Annotated in this window: 20 protein-coding genes; 10 read left to right on the top strand and 10 right to left on the bottom strand. The window is 64.0% G+C overall.

The window, feature by feature from the left end; translation table 11 throughout:
• Positions 1-50: 50 nt before the first annotated feature.
• Positions 51-830: a polysaccharide deacetylase family protein gene (locus DND132_RS10220; RefSeq protein WP_041915768.1), complete on the bottom strand. Its 780-nt coding sequence runs from the start codon at positions 828-830 to the stop codon at positions 51-53.
• 98 nt (positions 831-928) lie between these two features.
• Here DND132_RS10220 and DND132_RS10215 point away from each other — a divergent pair, with 98 nt between their 5' ends.
• From DND132_RS10215 to DND132_RS10205, 3 genes are all read left to right on the top strand, one after another.
• On the top strand, positions 929-2,041 hold the full coding sequence (locus tag DND132_RS10215; RefSeq protein ID WP_014322660.1) for a radical SAM protein: 1,113 nt from the start codon (positions 929-931) through the stop codon (positions 2,039-2,041).
• Between the two features lie 120 nt (positions 2,042-2,161).
• Complete coding sequence (locus DND132_RS10210; protein ID WP_014322659.1) at positions 2,162-3,325, top strand: glycosyltransferase family protein; 1,164 nt, start codon at positions 2,162-2,164, stop codon at positions 3,323-3,325.
• Entirely contained in the window at positions 3,325-4,596 is a 1,272-nt protein-coding gene (locus DND132_RS10205) for a glycosyltransferase (protein WP_014322658.1), read from the top strand. Before DND132_RS10210 ends, DND132_RS10205 begins: the two co-directional genes overlap by 1 nt.
• Positions 4,597-4,854: 258 nt before the next feature.
• On the opposite strand, the gene DND132_RS10200 is transcribed toward DND132_RS10205, so the two are convergent.
• The 5 genes from DND132_RS10200 to DND132_RS10180 form a co-directional block, all read right to left on the bottom strand.
• Positions 4,855-5,799 (bottom strand): aldo/keto reductase, encoded by a 945-nt coding sequence (locus tag DND132_RS10200; protein WP_014322657.1) that lies wholly within the window; start codon positions 5,797-5,799, stop codon positions 4,855-4,857.
• Positions 5,800-5,867: 68 nt separating this feature from the next.
• The gene (locus DND132_RS10195) at positions 5,868-7,166 is read right to left on the bottom strand and encodes a TRAP transporter large permease (RefSeq protein WP_014322656.1); all 1,299 of its coding nucleotides are present in this window, start codon (positions 7,164-7,166) and stop codon (positions 5,868-5,870) included.
• Positions 7,166-7,627: a TRAP transporter small permease gene (locus tag DND132_RS10190; protein WP_050813969.1), complete on the bottom strand. Its 462-nt coding sequence runs from the start codon at positions 7,625-7,627 to the stop codon at positions 7,166-7,168. The genes DND132_RS10195 and DND132_RS10190 overlap by 1 nt, the downstream gene beginning before the upstream one ends.
• 109 nt (positions 7,628-7,736) lie before the next feature.
• Positions 7,737-8,738 carry a TRAP transporter substrate-binding protein gene (locus DND132_RS10185; protein WP_014322654.1) on the bottom strand — a complete coding sequence of 334 codons (1,002 nt, stop codon included), beginning with the start codon at positions 8,736-8,738 and terminating at the stop codon, positions 7,737-7,739.
• Between the two features lie 817 nt (positions 8,739-9,555).
• The gene (locus tag DND132_RS10180) at positions 9,556-10,386 is read right to left on the bottom strand and encodes an amidohydrolase family protein (protein ID WP_014322653.1); all 831 of its coding nucleotides are present in this window, start codon (positions 10,384-10,386) and stop codon (positions 9,556-9,558) included.
• A gap of 456 nt (positions 10,387-10,842) precedes the next feature.
• Between DND132_RS10180 and hpsG the strand changes: the two genes are divergently transcribed.
• Both hpsG and hpsH read left to right on the top strand, forming a co-directional pair.
• The gene (hpsG, locus tag DND132_RS10175) at positions 10,843-13,314 is read left to right on the top strand and encodes a (2S)-3-sulfopropanediol dehydratase (protein ID WP_014322652.1); all 2,472 of its coding nucleotides are present in this window, start codon (positions 10,843-10,845) and stop codon (positions 13,312-13,314) included.
• 92 nt (positions 13,315-13,406) lie between these two features.
• A complete protein-coding gene (gene hpsH / locus DND132_RS10170) occupies positions 13,407-14,327 on the top strand; it encodes a (2S)-3-sulfopropanediol dehydratase activating enzyme (RefSeq protein ID WP_014322651.1) in 921 nt (306 codons plus the stop codon).
• Between the two features lie 104 nt (positions 14,328-14,431).
• On the opposite strand, the gene DND132_RS10165 is transcribed toward hpsH, so the two are convergent.
• Positions 14,432-15,811, bottom strand: coding sequence for a sigma-54 interaction domain-containing protein (locus tag DND132_RS10165; protein ID WP_238528159.1), 1,380 nt, complete (start codon positions 15,809-15,811; stop codon positions 14,432-14,434).
• Between the two features lie 173 nt (positions 15,812-15,984).
• Between DND132_RS10165 and DND132_RS10160 the strand changes: the two genes are divergently transcribed.
• A complete protein-coding gene (locus DND132_RS10160) occupies positions 15,985-16,710 on the top strand; it encodes a sulfite exporter TauE/SafE family protein (RefSeq protein ID WP_014322649.1) in 726 nt (241 codons plus the stop codon).
• A 176-nt stretch (positions 16,711-16,886) separates the two neighbouring features.
• On the opposite strand, the gene rfaE2 is transcribed toward DND132_RS10160, so the two are convergent.
• Together rfaE2 and DND132_RS10150 are read right to left on the bottom strand one after the other, a co-directional pair.
• The gene (rfaE2, locus tag DND132_RS10155; RefSeq protein ID WP_014322648.1) at positions 16,887-17,369 is read right to left on the bottom strand and encodes a D-glycero-beta-D-manno-heptose 1-phosphate adenylyltransferase; all 483 of its coding nucleotides are present in this window, start codon (positions 17,367-17,369) and stop codon (positions 16,887-16,889) included.
• Positions 17,370-17,371: 2 nt separating this feature from the next.
• The gene (locus DND132_RS10150; protein WP_014322647.1) at positions 17,372-18,178 is read right to left on the bottom strand and encodes a YkgJ family cysteine cluster protein; all 807 of its coding nucleotides are present in this window, start codon (positions 18,176-18,178) and stop codon (positions 17,372-17,374) included.
• Between the two features lie 344 nt (positions 18,179-18,522).
• Here DND132_RS10150 and DND132_RS10145 point away from each other — a divergent pair, with 344 nt between their 5' ends.
• The 4 genes from DND132_RS10145 to DND132_RS10130 all read left to right on the top strand — a co-directional run bounded on the left by DND132_RS10145 (position 18,523) and on the right by DND132_RS10130 (position 22,294).
• A complete protein-coding gene (locus DND132_RS10145; protein WP_014322646.1) occupies positions 18,523-19,509 on the top strand; it encodes a glycosyltransferase family protein in 987 nt (328 codons plus the stop codon).
• Between the two features lie 10 nt (positions 19,510-19,519).
• Complete coding sequence (locus DND132_RS10140) at positions 19,520-20,338, top strand: TatD family hydrolase (RefSeq protein WP_014322645.1); 819 nt, start codon at positions 19,520-19,522, stop codon at positions 20,336-20,338.
• A 102-nt stretch (positions 20,339-20,440) separates the two neighbouring features.
• Positions 20,441-21,286 (top strand): substrate-binding periplasmic protein, encoded by an 846-nt coding sequence (locus DND132_RS10135; protein WP_014322644.1) that lies wholly within the window; start codon positions 20,441-20,443, stop codon positions 21,284-21,286.
• Positions 21,287-21,388: 102 nt separating this feature from the next.
• On the top strand, positions 21,389-22,294 hold the full coding sequence (locus DND132_RS10130; RefSeq protein ID WP_014322643.1) for a DMT family transporter: 906 nt from the start codon (positions 21,389-21,391) through the stop codon (positions 22,292-22,294).
• Here DND132_RS10130 and DND132_RS10125 read toward each other — a convergent pair.
• Positions 22,291-22,647 (bottom strand): PilZ domain-containing protein, encoded by a 357-nt coding sequence (locus DND132_RS10125; protein WP_014322642.1) that lies wholly within the window; start codon positions 22,645-22,647, stop codon positions 22,291-22,293. The genes DND132_RS10130 and DND132_RS10125 overlap by 4 nt on opposite strands.
• Between the last annotated feature and the right edge of the window lie 169 nt (positions 22,648-22,816).

Genomic DNA, 22,816 nt, shown 5'->3' with positions numbered 1-22,816 from the left:
GCAAGCAGAAACCTGCTCAAGCTCTACTGAACGGGCGTTTTCGGGGGAAATCAGCCCTTGGCGGGCCAGATGGCGGCCGGGGAAACCCAGGAAGCGGCCGGATGGGCCGTGGTCGCCTCGAAGAGCGCCTCCACAAAACCCCAGGCCTCGGGGTCCATGGCCATGTGGTGGGTCAGCAGACAGGTGGGCTCCGAGGCGTCGGCCTCGCGCGTGCGCTTGTCGCGCAGGTGGTCCACCAGCAATTTCACACACTTCTCCGTACCGGCGAAGCGCACGTTCGGCTTGTCCTTCCAGTGGAGCACGTCGCAGTGGGCGTCGGCCACGCGCAGGTCGGCGGGCGGAGCGGAACGGTGCTTCTTGTAGCTGGCGGACAGTCCCCGGTAGCCCATGACCGGCAGGTAGGGCAGCAGTTCCGGGTCGATGCGGTTCCACGGCGGCACCAGGGCGGGCACGAACCGCCCCTTGAACAGCTGGGTCAGCTTGCCCATGCCCAGGCGAAGTTCGTCCAGGACCACGGACTTGGGCCGGTGGTTGCCCAGTTCCCACGCCCCGGCGCCCGACGGGGCGTGATTCTTGTGGGCGTAGCCGTGTTGCAGAATCCAGACGTGGTGGGCGTGGGTCACGGTCTTGCGCAGGGGCTCGCCCGCCCTGGCCGGGATCGTGGCCAGGCCGCAGGGCACGGCGAAGCGATCGGACAGGCGCATGAGCCGGTCCAGTTCCACGGCGGGTTCGGCCGCGTCGTCGTCGCGCCACCAGAATTCGGCGGTCTTGTCCGCGTCCTTCCAGGCGTCCAGTTCGCGCAGCAGGCTGTCCATCGGGTTTTTTGTCATGGGACGATTGTTGTAACAGAGCTCGACAATAAAAGCCACTCCCTCCGCTGGTATTTTCACGGACAATGTGGCAGGACATGCACGGAGGCCACGCGAGCATGAACGTCCCCTGCAACACCCTGATCTGGAACATGACGCGGAAATGTAATTTCCGCTGTGAATACTGCTATTTCCCCCACGACAACACCCCGGTGACCGAGACCCTGGACGCCCGCCGCATCAAGGCGTTCCTCGACGGCACGGGCCGGACCTGGAAGGTCGGCCTGACGGGCGGCGAGCCGTTCATCTACCCCGGCATCAACGACATCTGCGCCACCCTGACCGAGACCCACGTCATCGGCATCGACACCAACCTGTCCGCGTCCTCGAAGATCCGGGACTTCGCCGCGCGCATCGACCCGGCGCGGGTCCACAACCTCTACGTGGCCCTGCACATAGAGGAGCGCGAGCGGGTCAAGGGCGTGGACGCCTTCATCGGGAACGCCCGCCTGCTCCTGGACAAGGGGTTCGCCCTGATCGTCAACTACGTGGTCCACCCCACCCTGGAGGCCCGTTTCCACGACGACGTGGCCTTCTTCGCCGCACACGGCATCGCCATCACACCGCGCCCCTTCCGGGGGACCTTCGAGGGACGGCGCTACCCCGAGGCCTACGGCGAGCGGGGCAGGGCGATCTTCGCCGATCACCCGGAGCAGGGCAAAAAGGTGGCCTTCAACTTCGAGGGGCTGCCCTGCTCGGCGGGCCGCACCCTGCTGCGCATGGAGCCCGACGGCACGGTCTTCCGTTGCCCCGGCGACAAGACGGTCCTGGGCAACGTCATGGACGAGGTGCGCCTCTACGAGGGCTACCCGCCCTGCACCAAGAAGCGCTGCCCCTGCCGGGGGCTGGACCACGTGCGCCTGTCCGCGGGCCAGTCCGCCCTGGTGGAGGGCGTCCAGTACGCGGTGGTGGCCGACGACGACGCCTCGCTGACCGCCTTCGAGCGGGCCATGACCGCCGCCCCCGGGCATCCGTGCGGCGAGAACAACCTCGGCGTGCTGGCCTGGCGGCGCGGCGACTCGGCCGAGGCCGTTCGCCGCTTTGAACGCGCCCTGGAATCCCGGCCCGGCAACGCGCTCTACGCCGCCAACCTCGAAGGCGCCCGCGCCGCCGCCCCGGACTTCGATCCCGGCATCTGCCTGGACGTCAACGCCGACGTCGCCCCCCGGTGAGGCCGGGAAATCCGCCATTGCCCCGGCCCGGTTCTGGACAGAATCCACGCAAGCCTATACTGTGATCACGTGCCGGAGAAGATGGACTGTCCGGCCTTTTTTGTGACACGCGGAAACCCGATGGAATCGAAAGCCTACAATATCCTGATGTACTCCCACGACACCTACGGTCTGGGACACATCCGCCGCACCATGGCCATCGCCCGTAACCTGGTGGGGCCCGAGGTCAACATCCTCATCGTCACCGGCTCGCCCATCGTCGGCCGGTACACCATGCCCAGGGGCATCGACTTCGTGCGCATTCCCGGCATGATCAAGAAGACCAACATGGTCTACATGCCCCATTCCATCAAGGTCGATCCCAAGATCGCCATCTCCATCCGCACCAACATCATTTCGGCCACGGCCAAGAGCTTCAAGCCGGACCTGCTCATCGTGGACAAGGTTCCCACCGGCCTCAAGAGCGAGGTCCTGCCCACCCTCAAGTGGATGCGCAAGCACCTGCCCTGCTCCCGCGTGGTCCTCGGGCTGCGCGACATCCTCGACGACGCCGAGTCCACCCGCGCCGACTGGGCGCGCAAGAAATTTCCCGATGTCCTGCGCGACCTCTACTCCGAGATCTGGGTCTACGGCTCCAAGGCCATGTACGACCCCATCGTGGAGTACGCCTTCCCGGAAGACATCGCCGCCAAGACCGTGTTCACCGGCTACATCCCGCGCTTCGTGCCGAGCACCCGCAGGACCCGGCGCAAGCACAAGCAGGTCATCGTCACCATCGGCGGCGGCGGCGACGGCTACGTGGTCCTCGACACCTACCTCAAGATGCTCGAGACCAACGGCACCGTGGACTTCAAGACCCTGATGATCACCGGCCCGTTCCTCTCCCCGGAACGGCTCGACGAACTGGCCGACCGCGCCCGCGCCCTCAAGGTCCAGATCAAGCCCTTCGTGCGCAACATGGAGAAACGCATGGCCCGGTCCGACCTGGTGGTCTCCATGGGCGGCTACAACACCATGTGCGAGATTCTTTCCCTGAAAAAGCCGTCCCTGATCATCCCGCGCGACAACCCCCGCCGGGAACAGCTCATCCGCGCCCAGGTCTTCAAGGACCGCGGACTGTGCGACTACATCCCCTGGGGTCAGGTCTCGCCCGAAACCATGCGCGCCAAGATCAACGCCCTGCTCGAAGACCCCTCGCCCTACTCCTCGGCCCTGGACTCCTTCGCCATGACCGGCCTCGAAGTCATGCGCGAACGCCTTCAATTCTTCCGCGAGAACTGCTGATGCCCGCACCCGACGGACGAACGACCCTGGGCATGGTGCTCAAGGGGTACCCGCGCATTTCCGAGACCTTCATCTCCAACGAGATCCGACTGCTCGAGGAGATGGGCTTCAAGATCCACATCTACTCCATGCGCGCCCCGCGCGAGAATTTCTCCCACGAGTCCATCAAGCGCATCAAGGCCAAGGTCACCTACCTGCCCGAATCCATGATCTGGGGACTGCCCCGGCTGCTCTACCACAACATCCGCCTCTTCCTGCGCATGCCCGGCCGCTACCTCGACTGCCTCAAGATCATGAAGAAGCGCTTCCGCCTGGCCCCCAAGAAACACACCTGGGTCAAGCACATGCTCCAGGCGGGCTACATCGTCCAGAAATCCGTGCTCGACGACGGCGTGGACCTCGGCCACCTGCACGGCCACTTCGCCCACACCCCGACCACAGTGACCATGTACGCCGCCTTCCTGGCCGACGTCCCATTCTCCTTCACGGCCCACGCCAAGGACATCTACACCCAGGACCCCCGGCGCATCATGGACAAGGTCGAACGCGCCAGGTTCGTGGTCACCTGCACCCGCTACAACGAACAGTACCTCCGCGAACACGTGGCCAACGGCAACCCCATCCACTGCGTCTACCACGGGATCAACCTCGACCTCTTCTCGCCCAACGGCCGCGCCCCCGAGGCAAAACCGCCCTACAACATCCTCACCGTGGCCCGCTTCGTGGAAAAAAAGGGGATCGACACCGTGCTCCAGGCCCTGGCCGAACTGCGCGCCCAGGGACTCGACTTCCGCTACACCCTGGTCGGCGAGGGCAAGGCCAAATTCAACCGCAGGATCAAACACCTCGTCCATGACCTCGGCCTCGACGACGTCACCACCCTCACCGGCACCATCACCCACGACGAGGTCATCAGACTCCTGGACCACACCGACTGCTTCACCCTGGGCTGCCGCAAGGCCAAGGACGGAGACCGCGACGGCATCCCCAACGTCGTCGCCGAAGCCATGGCCACCGGCGTGCCCGTGGCCGCCACCGACGTCTCCGGCGTGCCCGAACTCGTCACCCACGAACGGACCGGCCTGCTCTGCCCGTCCAACGACCCCCGCGCCCTGGCGGAAATCATCCGCCGCGCCCTGACCGACAACGACCTGCGCCGGACCATCATTCCCGCCGCCGTCGAACGCGCCCACGCCGTGTTCAACAACAAGGTCCTCATCCGCCAACTCGGCGAAATCTACAAATCCCACGGCGTGCCCTGCCGGAAGTAGGGCAGGGGGAATGCCTCCGGCGGCCCCTCGCCGGACGGCCGTCTCCAACGGCCCCTTGATGCGCTCCGTCCCGGGGCTCACCCCCGCGTGGTCGCGTCTTTTCGGGCGCGGTCCGAATCCGCTGTCCTGAGGATTTGCCGGCGGGACCGGGGCACCGCACCGGGGCAGCCAGAGAACCCTCCGGAAAGGGTTCTCTGGACGCTTCCGAACCTTTTGTGCGCCTTCGGCGGGGGCGTGCGGACGCGGGAAGGGAAACGGCTACTCTCCGTCCCAGAGATTCTCGGGCGTGTACGGGGAGCCCGCCATCATCCAATGAGAGCCGTCGAGAAAACGGTAGCCCATGTCCATGGCCGCAATGACGTCCATGTCCGATGCGGCCAGTTCGAGATCGGCGGCGGCGAGGTTCTGCCGGAGCCTCTCCGGGTTGGTCGATTTGGGGATGACCGAGGTGCCCCGGGTCACGGCCCAGCCGAGCAGTATCGATGCCGGGGTGGTGCCCAGCCTGTCCGCCATGGCGAGGATATCCGGGTGGTCGAGCAGGCTCGGCTCGCCCTCCTGGTGCTGGTGGGCCGGGCGGTGTCTCGAACCCAGGGGGGCGAAGCCGGTGACGGCCATGCCGTTGTCCCGGCAGAATTCGCGCATCCGGTCCTGCTGCTGATAGGGATGCATCTCCACCTGGCTGACCGCGGGCTTGACGGAGCCGTTGTCGAGCAGGGGCCGGAGCTTTTTCGTGCTGAAGTTGGACGTCCCCAGGTGGCGCACAAGCCCGGCCCGGACGCAGTCCTCCAGGGCCCCCCAGGTCTCGAGCGCGTGCTCCGTGGTCCAGGGGATGAGGTCGTCCGGGGACTGCGGGAACATGACCGCGTGCGAGAGCTGCACGGGCCAGTGGACCAGGTAGAGGTCCAGATACTCGAGGCCGAGCGCCCCGAGGGAGCGCTCCAGCGCGGGCCGGACGTCCTCCGGGCGCTGGGCGTTGTTCCAGAGTTTGGACGTGATCCAGAGGTCCTCGCGTGGGACCGACGTTGCGGCCAGGGCTTCGCCGACTTCGGCCTCGTTGCCGTAGACGTGGGCGCAGTCGATGTGGCGGTAGCCGATGCGCAGCGCCTCGGTGACGGCGGCGGCCACTTCTCCCTTGGCCGCCTGCCACGTCCCCAGGCCGAGGGCGGGCATTTTCGCGCCGGTATGCAGCGTGAGATATTTCATGATCCACCTCGCAAGACCGGCTCCGCCAGAGTCTGACGGAGCCGGTCGTAATCATTGATGGTTGCGTATTATTGCCCAGCGCCGATGGCTGCCGGCAGCCATGTGCTGAGGAAGGGGCAGTAGACGACGATGATGATGCTTATCGTCAGGACGAGCAGATACGGCAGAACCGCCACCGAGATCCTCTCCACCGACAGGTTCGCGATCCGCGAGGCCACAAAGAGGTTCACCCCCAGGGGCGGAGTGAGCATGGCGACCTCGTTGGTGATGACCATGATCACGCCGAAGTGGATCGGGTCGATGCCGAGGCCCGTGATCATGGGCAGGAGTACCGGCGCCAGGATGATCATGGTGGACAGGGTCTCCATGAACATACCCAGGAAGTACAGAATGGCCACGATCATCAGCAGAACGATGGCCGGGTCCTTGGAGACCCCGAGGACCATGTTCGCCAGGCGCAGCGGCGCCTGCTCGTAGGTCAGGATCTTTCCGAACAGGGTGGACGCGCCCACGATGAACAGGACCGTGCCGCAGAGCATGGCCCCTTCCAACAGGGACAGCTTGATGTGCTTCCAGCGCAGGGCCTTGTTGATGACGATGCCCACGAACAGGGCCCAGACGATGGCGATGACGGACGCCTCGACGGGCGTGGCCATGCCGGAATAGATGGACCCCAGGATGATGAAGGGCGTGGCCAGGGCGAAGCCGCCTTTGGAAAGACTCTTCAGGAAGACTTTCAGGTTGAACGGCGGCTGCTCGGTGTCGGTTTTGACGCCTTCCATCTTCGCCTTGATCATGGCCATGGTGGTCATGAACACGGCCACCATGAGACCGGGCACGATACCCGCCGTGAACATGGCGGTGACGGACACGTTGGCCAGAATGGCGAAGATGATCATCGGGTTGCTCGGAGGCAGCAGGATGCCGATGGTACCGCCCGATGATGCCGAGGCGGCTGCATAGGACGGAGTGTATCCGCTGCGCACCATGGACGGGATCATCAGGGTGCCGATGGCGGCCACGGTTCCCGGTCCGGAGCCCGAGATGGCGGCAAAGAAGGTACAGGCCATGATGGTGGTGATGCCGAGGCCGCCGGGCAGGCGCCCGACGAGCTGCTTGACCACGTCGATGATCTGCTTGGTGATGTTGCCGTGCTCCATCAGGGTGCCGGCGATGACGAAGCAGGGAATGGCCAGAAGCGGGAACAGGTTCACACCATCGAACAACGAGTTGTGGATGATGGACAGCGGCAGATAGCCGCAGGTTGAGATGGCGATGATGGCCGAGATGATCAACGACATGAAAATGGGCATGCCGATGAAGAAACAGACGATCAGGGACACGATGGTTATGGCGAGGGTGGACACTATGCTTCCCCTCCGCCGATTTGGGCAAGACTCATCAGTTCATGATTCTTGACGAGATGCCAGTATTTCATGATCAGCCTCAGGTTCATCAGCAGGAAGCTGGCCGGGAGCATGGCCTCGACATAGCCCTTGACGATGCCCAGGGTCGGGGAGATCTCGGGGAATTCAAAGGCGCACTTCAGCACTTGAACGGACTGATAGGCGATGAAGAAGTTGGCAACGATCCAGATCGTATCCGTGAACATGAGCACGGCCACTCTGATTTTCGGAGGCAGGACCAGGAGCTGTGCCGTGATGCGGACGTGCTGCGTGTGCTTCACGGCCAGCACGCCGCCCATGTACACGGACCAGATGAAGCTGTATCGGGACAGTTCCTCGGTCCAGGCCAGAGACGAGCTGAGCACAAAACGCATGAATACTTGCAGCGTGAGGGCGAACACCATGGTCGCAATCAGAATCATGCAGGCGCCTTCCTCAAAGTTTGCAAAGAATTTTTTGATTATGGACATACTGGGATTACCGCCGCGGGAGATTGTGGGCGGGCCGCAGCCCGCCCGATTGCTTTCGATTCTAGTTCTGGCCCATGATCTTCAGGGCATTGTCGATCTTGTCCTTGCCGCCCACGGCGTCATAGTACTCGGGCCACAGGGCGCGCGCCTTTTCCATCCACACGTTCTCGTCGGTCAGTTCTTCGAGGACCATGCCGTGCTTCAGGCAGTTGTCCAGGGCGACCTGGTTCTGCTTGGCGACCCATTCCCATTCATACGTGCAGGACTCGGTGGCGGCCTTCATGACGAGCGCCTTGGTGTTCTCGGGGAGGCACTTGAACCACCTCTCGGAAACGAGCAGGGGACCGACCCAGAGCATGTAGTGCAGATCGGTGATGTACTTCTGCACTTCCCAGAACTTCTGGTCCTGGTTGATGGAGTGCGGGTTCTCCTGGCCGTCGGCCACGCCCTGCTGCAAGGCATTGAAGGTCTCGGACCAGGCCAGGGGATGCGGCTCCACGCCCCAGGCACGGAAGGAGTCGAGCTGAATGCGGACCTTGGGCACGCGAATCTTGAGGCCCTGCAGGTCCTCGATCTTGGTGATGCTGTGCTTGGAGTTGGTCAGCACGCGGTAACCGCCGATGAGCCAGCCCAGGGGGCGGGTCTGGCTCTGGGTGGCGACGGCGTCACCGAGTTCGGAGACGAACTGCCCATTGCCCAGAAGCGTGTAGGCGTTTTCGATCTTGGGGAAGAGATAGGGCAGGATGGTGATCGTGGCGGCCGGGGCGAAGGGCGTCAGGTTGCCCGCCGCCAGGACGGCGACGTGCAGTTCGGCGTCGCGGAGCTGCTTCACGTTCGCCTGCTCGGAGCCCATGGAACCGCCCAGGAAAAGGTTGACCCGGACATTGCCGTTGGATTCCTGCTCGACGATCTCCTTGAACTTTTCCAGCGCGACGGCGTGCAGGCTTCCGGTGGGATTGGCCGTTGCCGCCATGATCATGGTCTTCTGGTACTCTTCCGCAAAGGCGGACACGGAACATATCAACAATGCTGCGGTCATAACGAGGATCAAAGCTTTTTTCATCTTGAACTCCAGATTGACAGGTTAGAAGTAGGCCTTCCGGCTACAGGCTTGTACGGGTGATGCGGAGCATCACGGCTACCTAGTCATTCCATCGATTATCAACGTAACCCTGTTTCCGACGACCGCCTGGCGCGGGATGCGTTTGACCGCTTCTTCATTCCGGACCGTCGTCGGTGGCCATGTTCATGGCCGATCGCCTCGTCTTGGTTCGGGCTCCACACCGATGAGGAGGAGACGGAGGCTCAAGTCCGGCGGGTTCCTCAACCGCGCGAACCGAACCGGGAAGTGCAAGGAGGGTGCCTCTCTTGTGAAATCAGGAACAATACCGGACCAAAATCGGAGGTAATTTAATTAAGTGACAGTGATAACTGGATACATTATTGTCATAACGCGGCTAGAATGCAGATTTTACGCGCTGTGACGCTCAAAGAAGTGGCCGAAAACAGATTTTTTCGAAAAGACGCCCCGTCCGAAGGGTGGGGATTGTGAAATGTGGGGCAAGAGGGACAAGGCAAAAGGCTTCCCTTGTTTCAGCCCTGCAACAGACGTTGTGTCCGGCGGACCAAACAAATACTATTAATTTGAATTTATTGATTTAATATGTCTATTGTTGCGCTGTCGCAACGGTTGCGCCACGGCAACAACCCGTGGCAATCCGACTTAGCAGAGAGTGGCGGAACGGGCAACACGCGCGCCCGGAGGGCGTTCTTTCTGGCAATCGGGCGTGTTTTCCCTCCGAACGGGCAGCGCGATGGGCAAATAAAAAGGGGACGCTTTCGCGCCCCCTTGCAAAACGTGCGTGTATTCGGCCTGTTGGCTACAAACCCAGCACCTTCTGTGCATTTTTGAACATGACGGCCTCCAGGACGTCGTCCGGCAGGCCGAAGTTCTTGTACATGGCGATGGCGTCGCGAAAATCCGCGCCGGGATGGGCGCTGGCGAAGAGCAGCTTGTCGCCGATCAGGTTGATCGCCGCCTTCACATAGGATTCCCCGCCGGGGTGGCGTTCGTATTCGGACAGCTCCATGTAGACGTTTTCATTGCGCTCCGTGACCATGATGGCCTCCTCCACCCAGGGGTAGCCGCCGTGGCTGATGATGATCTTCAGCTCGGGGAAGTCGCGGGCCACGTAGTCGATGTAGCGGGGGGCGGCGTGCTCCATGACCGCGCCGGGCACCAGGGTGCCGGGACCGGTGGAGACGACGATGGGAATGTTCAGCTCGCAACACTTGGCGTAGATGGGGTAGTACTTGGCGTCATTAACGAAAATCTTGGCCAGGTACGGGTCGATGGCCGCGCCGTGCATGCCCTCTTCGGTGATCTGGCGGGTCAGTTCGTAGATGCCCGGCATGCCCTTGTGGGGATCGACGCCCATGAAGCCGAGAAAGATGTCCGGGAAGGCCTTCACAAAGGAGATCACCCCGCCGTTGTTGGCGGCCGCGTCATAGGTGGTGGAGCAGTCGCGCCCGGTGATGACGGCCTTCACCACGCTGTGTTTCTTGATCATTTCCACCACCTCGGGCACTTCCTGCGCCACTAGGTGGGTCAGGTCGATCTTGGCGAACATGCCCTTGAACATGGTGCTGTTGGTGAAGCCGTCGATGGTGGCCTGGGTGTTGGGACGGAAACGGAAATCGATTATCTGCACGGTTTTTCTCCTTGTGGTTGTGTGCATGCGATGGTGCGCCGGTTAGCAAGCGCAGTGCCATGCCCGTCCACGTCCGGCGGCCGCTTCCCCCGCCGTTTTCCGGCCCATTGCATACATCATGCGCCCGCCGGGCCGCCCCGTTTCCCCCTGTCTCCCGCCTCGCCGGACGGCCCCCCTTGTGCGCGGTTGCAACAAATCTCCGTGTGCAATCCTGCAACAGGTTTTATATCACGCTGTAATATTTTATTTTTCATGAATTTGTTGCGGTCGGGCAACGTTTGCCCCCCCCCATTCGGTCCGGGGCCGTTCGGGGGCGTTTCCAATGAATGGCGTGTTTATTCGAGATGTTATGATGTTGGCACCATAGTTGCTTATTCGTGGCCAGCGCTGTGAGCGTGTGGCTCCACCACCATTTGGTAGAAAAAAACAAACAAACGTTCATTGAGGAGAATACGAATGACCAATTATGATTGCTGTCTTTCCCCGCAGGAAGCACGCATTGCCAACAGCGTCGACACCCGTGCCGGACGTGAGCGCATCTACAAGATTTTGGATTCCTTCCACATGACCACGCCGTTCATCGACATCGAGCGCGCCCGGTATTTCACCGAGTCCATGAGGGCCACCGAGGGCCAGCCCATGGTGCTCCGCTGGGCCAAGGCGCTGAAGAATTGCGCCGAGAAGATGACCGTGTACATCACCCCCGGCTCCCTGATCGCGGGCCGCTCCGGCAAGCTCGGCCGCTACGGCATCCTGTACCCGGAGATCGACGGCGATTTCTATTCCATCCTCGGCGACCTGGACAAGCGCGAGAAGAGCCCGTTCAAGATCACCAAGGAAGAGGTGGACATCGTGGTCAACGAGATCGCCCCCTACTGGAAGGGCAAAACCTACCACGAGCACCTGAACGGGGCCATGCCCGACGACCTGCGCGGCGTGACCTACGATGACGACATGGGCCTGAAGTCCAAGTTCGTCGTCTCCGAGACCTCCTCCTACCGCTCCGCCCTGCAGTGGGTCCACGACTACGACAAGGTCCTCAAGCGCGGCTTCAACGACATCAAGCGCGAGGCCCAGGAGCGCATGGCCGAACTCGACGACCAGAGCCCGGTCCAGATGTGGGAGAAGCGGCCCTTCTACGAGGCCATGGTCATCATCTGCGACGCCATCGTGCTGTGGGCCCGCCGCCATGCCGCCCTGGCCCGCGACCTGGCCGCCAAGGAGACCGACAAGGTCCGCAAGGCCGAGCTGCTGGCCATGGCCGACCGCTGCGAGCGCATGCCCGCCGAGCCCGCCAAGGACTTCCGCGACGCCATACAGTCCCAGTGGTTCGTCCAGATGTTCTCCCGCATCGAGCAGAAGGCTTCCGCCATCATCTCCAACGGCCGCATGGATCAGTACCTGTTCCCGTTCTACGACCAGGACATCAAGGCGGGCATCCTGACCCCCGGCCAGGCCAAGGAGCTTCTCGAGATGATGTGGGTCGAGATGGCGCAGTTCATCGACCTGTACATCAACCCGACCGGCAACGAGTTCAACGAAGGCTACGCCCACTGGGAGGCCGTCACCATCGGCGGCCAGACCCCGCAGGGCGAGGACGCCACCAACGAGCTGTCCTACCTCTTCCTGGAGTCCAAGCGCGAGTTCCCGCTGAACTACCCCGACCTGGCCGCCCGCATCCACTCCTGCTCCCCGGAGCGGTTCCTGGCCGAGATCGCCGAGACCATCAAGGACGGCTCCGGCTTCCCGAAGCTGATCAACGATGAGGAGATCATCCCGCTGTACACCGCCAAGGGCGCTCCCTACGACCAGGCCATGGACTACTCCGTGTCCGGCTGCACCGAAGCCCGCATGCCCAACTGCGAGACCTACACCTCCGGCTGCGTCTACATCAACTTCGCCACCGCCATCGAGATGACCATGCACAACGGCCGCATGCTCAAGTACGGCGACCAGGTGATCGGCCTCGAGACCGGTGACGTGACCAGGATGAAGACCTGGGAGGAGTTCTACGACGCCTACCTCAAGCAGCACAACAACCTGCTCGTGAAGGCCTTCCGCCAGCAGTACATCGTCGATTCCCTGCGCCCGCAGCACTTCGCCACCCCGCTGGCTTCCGTCCTGCACGACCTGTGCATGAAGGAAGGCCTGGACCTCCAGAACCAGTTCATCCCGGGCGGCCTGGAATACTCCTACTTCGAGTTCCTGGGCTACGGCACCGTTGTCGACTCCCTGGCCGCCATCAAGAAGGTGGTCTTCGAGGACAAGAAGCTGACCATGGACGAAGTGCTCAAGGCCATCACCGCCAACTTCGAAGGCTACGAGGACGTCCGCGCGATCCTGCGCTCCGCCCCGAGCTACGGCAACAACGACAGGTACGCCGACGCCATCGCCAAGGAGATCGACGCGGTCTGCCAGCGCTATGCCCAGAAGTACTCCGAGGAACGCGGCGTGAACCTGGACGTCCGCTACGTGCCCATCACCTCGCACGTGCCCTTCGGCAAGGTCGTTTCCGCCCTGCCCAACGGCCGTGAGGCCTGGACCGCCCTTTCCGACGGCTCCTCCGCCTCCCACGGCGCGGACCACATGGGCCCGACCGCCGTCCTGATGTCCAACTACCACTCCAAGAACCGCGGCATGAAGAACCGCGCTTCCCGCCTGCTGAACGTCAAGCTCTCGCCGAAGGTCGTCGAGGGCGAGGCCGGCACCCAGAAGCTCGTCGACATGATCCGCACCTGGTGCGACCTGCACCTCTGGCACATCCAGTTCAACATCATCAACAAGCAGACCCTGATCGCCGCCCAGAAGGACCCGGACAAGTACCGCAGCCTGCTCGTTCGCATCGCCGGATACTCCGCCTACTTCTGCGACCTGTCCCGTGATCTGCAGAACGACATCATCAACCGCACCGAACACCAGCAGATGTAGCTGGTGAGACCAGGCGGGGGGCGGACGCGTCCGCCCCCCGCGCCCTGAAGCCGACCGTTTTCAACCGACGACTTTCCCCAGAGGATTCCGCCATGAGCGCCAATGAAGGCATCGTTTTCAACATCCAGAATTTCTCCGTCCACGACGGCTCCGGCATTCGTACCATCGTCTTCCTCAAAGGGTGTCCGCTCCGCTGCGCCTGGTGCAGCAACCCCGAATCGCAGCTTCTGAAGCCGCAACTGGCCTTCAACCCCATGAAGTGCCTGACCACCGAGAAGTGCACCCGCTGCATCGACAACTGTCCCCAGGGGGCCATCTCCCCCTCCGAGGATCACCTCATCGTCATGGACCCGGCCAAGTGCGTGCAGTGCCACACCTGCGCGAAGCACTGCGCGGCCAACGCCCTGAACGTCTACGGCAAGCCCATGACCGTGTCGGCTGTCGTCGACGAGGTGGAGAAGGAAGCCGCCTTCTATGCCCGGTCCGGCGGCGGCATGACCCTGAGCGGCGGCGAGGCCATGTCCCAGCCAGAGTTCGCCCTGGCCCTGCTCAAGGAGGCCAAGCGCCGCCGCATCAAGACGGCCATGGAGAGCTGCGCCTACGCCCGCTACGACGACCTCAAGGCGGCCTGCCACTACCTGGACGAGCTGATCATGGACATCAAGGCCTTTGACGACGAAAAGCACAAGAAGGGCACGGGCATCAGCAACCAGCGCATCCTGGAGAACATCCGGTGCGTGGTGGACGAGTTTCCGAACCTGCCCATCCTGATCCGCACCCCGGTCATCCCCGAGTTCAACGACACGGAGGAGGATATCCGGAGCATCGTCGATTTCATCCCGGTGCGGCCCAACATCACCTACGAGCTGCTGCCCTACCACCGCATGGGCCAGCCCAAGTACGCCTACCTGGGCATGGAGTTCCCGTACCTGGACAAGGCCCTGGGCGAAGGCGTGATGGACAGGCTGCGGCCCATCGAGAAGGCCGCCAACGAAAGATTCAGGAACGCATGACAACCGGCCCCCGCGACGGCGGGGGCAAGCCTCCCCCTAAAGAAGATGCGCCCCCGGTCTGGACATGATCGGGGGCGCATCGGCATTTCGGGGCGGCGGACGGGTCACTCGGCCTCGTATTTCTTGAGCTTGCGGAAGACCGTCGTCCGGTCGAGCTGCAGTTCCTTGGCCAGCTTGGCGATGTTGCCGACGCGCTCCATGCCGCGCAGGATGATGGACTTCTCGACCCCGTCGAGGATCTCCTTCATGGATTTTCCGGTGACCTCCATGCCGTTCGTCCCCTCCCCGGCGGAGAGGCGGACCTCGGCCGTGGTGGCGAAGGGCAGGTCGGACAGCTCGATGACGTTCTTCTTGGACGTGACCACGCAGCCGAGGACCAGGTTCTCCAGCTCGCGGACGTTGCCGGGCCAGTTGTGATTGAGCAGGGCGTTTTCGGCCTCCTGGGAAAAGGTCACGTCGCGCCGGTATTTCTGTGAGAAGAACTTCAGGAAGAGCCGGGCCAGGGACAGGATGTCCGCCTTGCGTTTCCGCAAGGGCGGAATTTCGATCACCGCCACCTTGAGGCGATAGTAGAGGTCGCTGCGGAAGCGGCCCGCCTCGACCTCCTTTTTCAGATTCTTGTTGGTGGCGGCCACGATGCGCACGTTGACCTTCAGCGGCGTCGTCGCCCCCACGCGGACGATCTCCCGGTCCTGCAACAGCCGCAGCAGCTTGGTCTGCATGAGCAGGGGCAGCTCGCCGATCTCGTCCAGGAACAGGGTTCCGCCCGAGGCCGCCTCGATGAGCCCGATCTTTCCGCCCTTGTTGCCGCCGGAGAAGGTGCCGGGCGCATACCCGAACAGCTCGGTCTCGATGAGGTTCTTGGGCATGCTGCCGCAGTCGGCCTTGATGAACGCCTTGTCGGAGCGGTCGCTGAGCCGGTGCAGCCGGCGCGCGAAGACGTCCTTGCCCACGCCGGTCTCTCCCAGGAGCAGCACCGTCGCGTCGGTTTCCGCAATGATGCTCAACTGGCCGAAGAGCTGCTTCATGGCCTTGCTCTGGACCATGGTCGGCATGTCGTCCATCGTCATGTCCAGGCTTTGCATCTTCTGGTAGGCCTTGAGCAGCTCCTGCTGCGACATCAGCTGCTCGCGCATTTCCGAAAGCTTGGTGACGTCGCGGAGATAGGTGATGACCAGCGCCACGTTGCCCTTCTCATCGAACACCGGATGTCCGTCCAGGACGAGCTTGTGACCGCTGGCCAGCTCCTGGACCTGGGTCTCGGGCTGCTTGCTGCGGAGAATGCCGGGGTTGAGGACGACGTCGAACAACCCTCGCCGCACGAGTTCGTGCACGGACTTGCCCATGAGCTCGTCGCCGGGGATGCCGGTCAGTTCCTCGTGCCGCCTGTTGGAGTAGAGAATGATGCCGTCCGGGTCGCTGATGGAAACGGCCTCGCCCAACGTCTCGATGATTTGGGACCAATACTTTCCGACTGTTTGCACATCGTGTTTTTTGATCATGTTGAAACCATTCGTTTAAGAGATGCCGGATGGATCGGCGGGGCGATGTTGCACGCCCGCAACAGCCGGGCTCACCCTCTCACAAACGATTCCGGCGGGCAAGCGGACGGATGCCGCCGGAACCGTTTGGCAGAGATATTGCTTGGCAGCGCTCCATGCATGATTCCCTGTTATTCTTTTTCGCATGGTTTTTCGCAGGGCTGGTGAACAACATCACCGGCTTTGGCGCGGCCATGGTGGCGATGCCGTTCATTGCAAATTCGGTACCTCTCGAAACGGCCGTCCCGGCCTCCACGCTCATCGTGCTGACCCTGAACCTCCAGGTGGGGTGGGCCTATCGGCGGCACATCAAATGGGGGCGGCTCGGCCACCTGTTCGTCGGCGGCGTGGCGGGAGCCGCGGCCGGGGTGTTGCTGCACCGGGCGGCGGGCAACGAAGGGCTCAAGCTCGGCATGGGGCTCTTCATGATCGGCTATGCGGCCTGTTGCCTCGCGGCCAGGGGCGGCGTCCCCCGACGGCTCGGTCCGGGGTGGGGCGTCGGGGCCGGATTCGCCTCCACGCTCCTGGGCGCGCTGTTCGGCTTCAACGGGCCACCGCTGGCCATGTACGTCGCCCGGTCGGGCTGGGCCCCGGAGGACGCCAAGGCCGTGTTCGGGGCGTGCTTCGTCATGACCGGGGCGACCATCCTGGCGGGTCAGCTCCTGGCCGGGATCCATAACGCCCAGACGGTCACCGGATATCTGGTGGGATGTCCCGGAGCGCTCCTCGGAGGGATGTTGGGACTTTTCCTTTCGCGCTTTGTCTCACAAAAAGCGTATCAAAGAGGAATCCTGGTTCTGGTCTTGGGTTCAGGCCTGCATATGGCTTTGTCCAGCCTTTGATTCGTTGGCTCCCCCCGTGCGTTGGTCGCCGACAAACGAATTCGGACAGACCCGTTCCGGAACGAACCGGATCACCTCACCTCGTGGGATGCGAACCGAGGACACAAGGGAACATCGGATGGTCAGGCAACTGTTCCTGAGGCCCTCGGTCTTGAGCGGGCCCGCCGGGGGCATCCTTACCCCCGCACCTTCTCCAGAAAGCCCGTCGTGGAGTAGCCTTCCAGCAACGGCAGGCTGAGGACCCGGCCGCCGGCCTTGGTGACGACGTCGTTGCCGACGATCTGGTCCACGGGCCAGTCGCCGCCCTTGACGAGGATTTGGGGGCGGCAGGCCTTGATGAGTTCGAGGGGGGTGGATTCGTGGAAGATGACGATGTAGTCCACGCAGGCGAGCCCGGCGAGGACGAAGGCGCGTTCCTCGGCGGTGTTGAGGGGCCGGTCCGCGCCTTTGCCGAGCATCCTGACGGACTCGTCGGAGTTGAGGCCGAGGATGAGCGCGTCGCCCAGGGCGCGGGCGCGTTGCAGCAGGTCCACGTGTCCGGGGTGGAGCACGTCGAAGCAGCCGTTGGTGAAGACGAGCCGGTGTCCGGGTTCGAAGTCCGCCTTCCGTTTGAGGAAGGTGCGGATGGACATGAGCTTGGGGTTGTCGGGCAGGGACATGGTCAGATTCCTTCGGGCCGGGTGCCCTTGCGTCGCAGGGGGACGTTTTTGGGCTTGAGTTTGCCGGTGTCCTGGAAGAGCACGAGTTCGAACCAGTCCATGGCAAAGGACAGGGCCACGTTTTCGTTGGTCAGGATGGCTTTCTGCCGTTTCTCGTCCACTTCGACGCGTTCGAAGAGCTGCATTTTTTGGATGAAGCCCTGGAACTCGTCGATCTTGTAGAAGGCGAGGATGGCCATCTGGCTGAGCTTGTCGGAGATGGGCCGGCCGAGGTGGCGGGTCCGCGAGAGGATGTTCATGTACCGGTCGTTGAAGGCGGTGTAGTCCTTGAAGCCCTGGTCCTGTTTCCAGGCCTCGCCGGTCCATTCGTCCTTTTCGAGGAACCCCTTGCAGTGGTCCTCCTTGACGATGAAGAACTGTTCGAGCACGCCGCCCTTGCCGTCGGGGCGGGTGGCGCGGCCCAGCGGGTACATGCGGCAGGCGCCGGGCCGGTCGGCGTAGATGCGGCACCCTTCGGGGGTGACGAAGGCGCAGGAGCGGCGGGCGTTGTCGAGCATCTTGAACTTGAACACCGGGAAGTTGGTGTCCGGCGCGTGGAAGCCCGTGGTGTGGACGCGCAGGAAGTCGATGGACGGCATGCTCAACGCGGCGCGCATGCGCAGGATGTCGTAGGGGGTCAGGACCATGTCCAGGTCCGAGCAGCAGGCGTTGAAGCATTCGATGCCGGGGTAGCATTTGAAGCAGTATGTCTTGCCCGCTTCCAGTTCCGGAAGCGAGTCCAGAAATTCCTTGGTCTCGTCGTGTTCCATGGTGGTTCTCCGGGGGCTTGCGCCCGTTTTGGCCGCCCGTGGGCGGCGGGCGTGAGTCCTCCTATCACTTGCGGGCGGGAAAGGCAAAGCGTGGCCGGACGCCGGGCGCGAGGAGGGTGCGCGGGTGAGTGCGAGGGGTTGGGAAAGCGGGTGGGTGTCGCACGATTGTCGCCCGGTCGTGATGGTTTTGACGGGCGGGCGGGCCGGGCTCGGGGTAGAACCTCTTCAGCCAGCACGGAAGATCAACTCCTTCCCTCCACTGCGGGGCGGGCCTCCCCATTGCAAACCCGCCCCGCAGCCTCTCCTTGCCAAACATGCCGGTTTGTGGTTCACAGAAAACGACCATGCGAACGTATATCTTTCTGCCGCCGGTCTCCAAACCGACCGGGGGCGTCACCGTGCTTAGGCAGATGGCCGACATCCTTCACCAATCAGGGCGTGAGGCCTTTCTTGTGGCCCGGGAAAAGGGCGGTTGGCGGCCCGAGGGGCTGGCCGACGCCGCGCCTGTGGTGGAGTGGGCCGACCTGAAACTGACCGAGTCGGACGCCTGGGTGGTGCCCGAGGGGTGGGTCAACGCCCTGGCTCCGGGGCTGTACGCCAACGCCCACTGCTTCAGCTACGTCCAGAATTGGGCCTACCTGTTCTCCTCCATGCCCGAGGGCGTGGACTGGCACAGCCTGCCCGTGGAGTTCCTGGCCGTGTCCGATCCGGTCTCGCGGTTCGTCAAGGAGACCACCTGCAAGGACGCCCCGATCCTGCGGCCGGGCATCGACCGGACCATCTTCTTCGCGCCCGACGCCAAGCCCGGCGGCCGGGTCAACGTGGCCTTCATGCCGCGCAAGAACAAGGCGTTGGTGGAGCAGATCAAGGCCATCCACGAGCACCGCTGCGGCACGCATCACGTCAACTGGGTGCCCATCGACGGCCTGGACGCCCACGGCGTGGCCGAGGCCCTGCGTTCGGCGCACATCTTTCTGGCCACGGGATTTCCCGAGGGGTGTCCCCTGCCGCCCCTGGAGGCCATGGCCTGCGGCTGCCTGCCCGTGGGCTTCGCCGGATTTGGCGGCTGGGACTACATGCGCCAGGTCCAGGCCGCGCCGCGCTACGTCCCGTGGATTCCCCTGCGCAAGGTCCCGTGGAAGGGCAACGGCATGTGGTGCGCCGACAGCGACGTGCTTGACGCGGCCCTGAGCCTGGGCGACGCGGTGGACCTGTTCAAGAACAGGGATTCGTCCCTGATGGCCGCCCTGGCCGCGGGCCAGAAGACCGCCAACGCCTATTCCCTCGACGCGCAGAGGACGGCCGTCCTCGAGCTGTGGGACCAACTGTGAGGCCGGACCCATGTCCAAGCACAATCGCCCCGAACCCGAATCCCTGGAGCTGCCTCCGGTAGGGGTGGACTCCCACGCCCATCTGGACCTGGAGGACTTCGACGAGGACCGCGAGGAGATTATCGCCCGGGCCCACGCTTCGGGCGTGAGCCGCATCGTCAACGTCTTTCTCGGGCCGGACGCCTACGAGCGGGGGCGGGGGCTGTTTGCGGCGCACCCGGAGATCAGCTTCATCATGGGCGTGCATCCCAACGACGCGGACCTGCTGACCGACGAGGTCATGGAACGCATGCGCGCCCATTTCAAGGCGGACCCGCGCCTCAGGGGCGTGGGCGAGATCGGCCTGGACTACTACTGGGAGCGCGTGCCCCACGACGTCCAGAAGGACGCCTTTGTCCGCCAGATCCACCTGGCCCGCGAGCTCGGCCTGCCCATCGTCATCCACTCGCGCGACGCCAACGGCGACACCGTCGCGATTCTGGAGGCCGAGGGGTTCCGGGACTATCCGCTGCTGTGGCACTGCTTCGGCGCGGGCATGGACCTGGCCGAGCGGCTGCTCGGCAACGGCTGGCACATCTCCATCCCCGGCCCGGTGACCTTCCGCAAGAACTCCGACGACGTGCAGGCGGCCGTGGCGCGCATCCCCTTCGAGCGGCTGCTGCTTGAGACCGACTGCCCGTACCTGGCGCCCGAGCCGTGGCGCGGCAAGCGCAACCACCCGGCCCTGTCCGTGTTCACCGCCCGGCGGGTGGCCCAGATCAAGGGCCGCTCCGTGGAGGACGTCTGGCGCACGGCGGGCGACAACGCCCGACGCTTCTTCGGGCTCTAGCCGCCCCTGTCCGGGACCTGGCCTCGGCCCGGGTCCGGCGTTATCGAAAAAAAGCTCTAACCCCCTTCCGCTGGCCGTTGTTTACGGCTACGGTGCCGGGTAATGTCGTATCCAGCCCACCCCACGACCCCCCCGAGGCCCGACCGCGCCGCCCGCCGCGTCCGGCAGATCCTGCTGGCGGTCCTGATCCTGTCGGCCCCGGCCCTTGCGGCGTGGCCGTCCCCGGCCCTGGCCGAACTCCACGGCATCAGCCACCGGCTGGTCTTCTCCACCTTTCCGCCGGGCGGCCTGCGCGAGCTGTTCGACCGCATCCTGACCGAGGCCTACGCCCGGATCGGCTATGAGGTCGAGTTGCAGAGCTATCCGGCCCAGCGCGCCCTGCTCATGGCCAACGATGGGCTGGTGGACGGCGAGGCGGGCCGCGTCAGCGTGGTGGAAAAGGGATACCGGAACCTCGTCCGGGTGCCCACCCCCCTGTACGTCAACCGCATCGCGGTCCTGGTCGGGGAGGCGGGCATGCGGCCCGCCGTGGACCCGGCCCGGGGCTGGGGCCAGTTCGCCGGTTGCCGGACGTGCATCCGCAACGGCTTCAAGTTCCTGGAGAGCAAGGTGGAGGGCGATGGTTGCCACAAGGTGTCCTCCTACGAAAAGATGCTCGAATTGCTCCGGAACGGCCGGGTGGACGTCGGTCTGGCCGAGTACTTCGACATCCAGCCCACCCTGGGCGCGGTGGGCCTTAAGGGGGTGCGCATCCTGGACGCCCCCATGGCCGCCAATCCCATGTACCACTACCTGAACAAAAAGCACGCGGCCCTGGTGCCCCTGATCGACGCCGAACTTCGGAGCATGGCCGAGGAGGGGCGGATGCTCGCGATCGAGCACGACATCCTGCGCGAGCACCACGTCGACCCCGCAAGTTTCCTGCCCCTGCCCGAGCTCGCCCGCTAGGCGATCCCGATTGTCCCCCGCCTGCCGGTGGCGGCCCTTGTCAGACCCGGTGCGCCGGGCGATTCCCCTTGACTCGCAAAGGAAAAGGCATAGTCTCCGGCCATGAATTTTCTGACCCCCGGCATGCGTTTCATGCTGCTCGGCACCTTCTTCTTCTCCTTCGGCTCCCTGTTCGTCAAATTGGCCGGGAGCCGGTTGCCCACCATGGAGATTCTCTTCGTGCGCGGGGTCATCGGCGTGTTCCTGTGCCTGATCATGCTGCGCAAGTCCGGGGCGGGCATGCTCGGCAAGCGCAAGGTCCTGCTGGCCGCGCGCGGCCTGCTCGGCTTCGGGGCCATGTTCGCCGACTTCTACGCCATCGTGCATTTGCCCCTGGCCGACGCCTTGGTGCTCATCTTCTCCCATCCCGTGACCGTGGCCCTGCTGGCCTGGCTGCTCATGGGCGAGACCCTGTCCAAGGGCGGCATGTTCGCCATCCTTACCTCCGTGGCCGGCGTGGCCCTGGTCTGCCGCCCGGACTTCCTGTTCGGGGCGGGCAGCCCGGACCTGGACACCTGGGGGCTGCTGGCCGCGCTGCTCAGCGTGTTCCTGACCTCCTGGGCCATCCTGGCGGTACGGGTCCTGGCCAAGACCGAACGGCCCGCCGTGGTCATGCTCTATCCGCCCATCGCCATCTCGCTCCTCTCGCCGCTCTTCGCCGACGGCGGCTGGGTCGTGCCGACCCTGGCCGAATGGGGCGTGCTCTGCGGGGTGGGGCTGTTCATGAACGTGGGACAGTTCTTCATGACCAAGGGGTACGCCATCGAGTCCGCGGCGCGCATCAGCGGGGTGTCCACCCTGGAGATCGTCTTCGCGGCCACGTGGGGCCTGATGTTCCTGGGAGAGGTCCCGGACTGGTGGACCATGGGCGGCGGAGCCCTGATCGTCTTCGGCGTGCTCGCCCTGGGACGCAGCGGGGTGCGCGAACAGGCCGCCCGGCGCGCGGCCCCGGAAGCCCCGGCGGGCTAGAACCGTTCGAAGACCCGCAGCAGTTCCTCGTCCACCTCTTCGGGATGCTCGGCGTTGAGCGTCACCAGCCGGTGCAGGAAGGTGAAGGACAGCTCGTCCATCTCCTTGAAGGCCATGGCCGCGTAGTTCCCCTTGATGCGCACGATCTCGCCGTTGACCACGATGCGGATGCCGGGCGAGAGCGGCAGGTGCAGCTCGCACTCGGTCCCGGCCACGCAGTCCTCGCAGCCGTACAGGAGTGCGCCCTTGAGGCTCAGGTTGCGGGTGGACACGGGCGTGACCACCTCGCCGATGGTGATGTAGGCCTCGAAATCGGCGTCGATGCGGGTGTTGTTGCGCTTGTTCCTGCCCATGGCGGACTCCCTTTTCGTCGACCCTACCACAACACGCGCGTTGGGCTCAATATCTCCGGGCACGGGCCGGGGACGTCCCGGGAGATCCGGCGGGGAAGGCCGCTTCGCGGCGGTGGACCGGGGAAGTCTTTTTACCATGAAAAAAGGCCGGTTTCCTGTGCGGGGACCG

Source organism: Pseudodesulfovibrio mercurii (assembly GCF_000189295.2).
GTDB lineage: Bacteria > Desulfobacterota > Desulfovibrionia > Desulfovibrionales > Desulfovibrionaceae > Pseudodesulfovibrio > Pseudodesulfovibrio mercurii.
The sequence above is the reverse complement of the archived record's forward strand: the minus strand, read 5'-3'. Positions and strand labels throughout refer to the sequence as shown.

Bases quoted from the DNA above. Each gene is read 5' to 3' on its own strand.
- DND132_RS10210 (WP_014322659.1), top strand. From the start codon at position 2,162: ATGGAATCGAAAGCCTACAATATCCTGATGTACTCCCACGACACCTAC.
- DND132_RS10125 (WP_014322642.1), bottom strand. From the start codon at position 22,647: ATGGGCAGGAACAAGCGCAACAACACCCGCATCGACGCCGATTTCGAG.
- DND132_RS10135 (WP_014322644.1), top strand. From the start codon at position 20,441: ATGTCGTATCCAGCCCACCCCACGACCCCCCCGAGGCCCGACCGCGCC.
- DND132_RS10150 (WP_014322647.1), bottom strand. From the start codon at position 18,178: ATGGAACACGACGAGACCAAGGAATTTCTGGACTCGCTTCCGGAACTG.
- DND132_RS10185 (WP_014322654.1), bottom strand. From the start codon at position 8,738: ATGAAAAAAGCTTTGATCCTCGTTATGACCGCAGCATTGTTGATATGT.
- hpsH (WP_014322651.1), top strand. From the start codon at position 13,407: ATGAGCGCCAATGAAGGCATCGTTTTCAACATCCAGAATTTCTCCGTC.
- DND132_RS10205 (WP_014322658.1), top strand. From the start codon at position 3,325: ATGCCCGCACCCGACGGACGAACGACCCTGGGCATGGTGCTCAAGGGG.
- DND132_RS10130 (WP_014322643.1), top strand. From the start codon at position 21,389: ATGAATTTTCTGACCCCCGGCATGCGTTTCATGCTGCTCGGCACCTTC.
- DND132_RS10215 (WP_014322660.1), top strand. From the start codon at position 929: ATGAACGTCCCCTGCAACACCCTGATCTGGAACATGACGCGGAAATGT.
- hpsG (WP_014322652.1), top strand. From the start codon at position 10,843: ATGACCAATTATGATTGCTGTCTTTCCCCGCAGGAAGCACGCATTGCC.
- DND132_RS10220 (WP_041915768.1), bottom strand. From the start codon at position 830: ATGACAAAAAACCCGATGGACAGCCTGCTGCGCGAACTGGACGCCTGG.
- DND132_RS10160 (WP_014322649.1), top strand. From the start codon at position 15,985: ATGCATGATTCCCTGTTATTCTTTTTCGCATGGTTTTTCGCAGGGCTG.
- DND132_RS10145 (WP_014322646.1), top strand. From the start codon at position 18,523: ATGCGAACGTATATCTTTCTGCCGCCGGTCTCCAAACCGACCGGGGGC.
- DND132_RS10200 (WP_014322657.1), bottom strand. From the start codon at position 5,799: ATGAAATATCTCACGCTGCATACCGGCGCGAAAATGCCCGCCCTCGGC.
- DND132_RS10140 (WP_014322645.1), top strand. From the start codon at position 19,520: ATGTCCAAGCACAATCGCCCCGAACCCGAATCCCTGGAGCTGCCTCCG.
- rfaE2 (WP_014322648.1), bottom strand. From the start codon at position 17,369: ATGTCCCTGCCCGACAACCCCAAGCTCATGTCCATCCGCACCTTCCTC.
- DND132_RS10190 (WP_050813969.1), bottom strand. From the start codon at position 7,627: ATGATTCTGATTGCGACCATGGTGTTCGCCCTCACGCTGCAAGTATTC.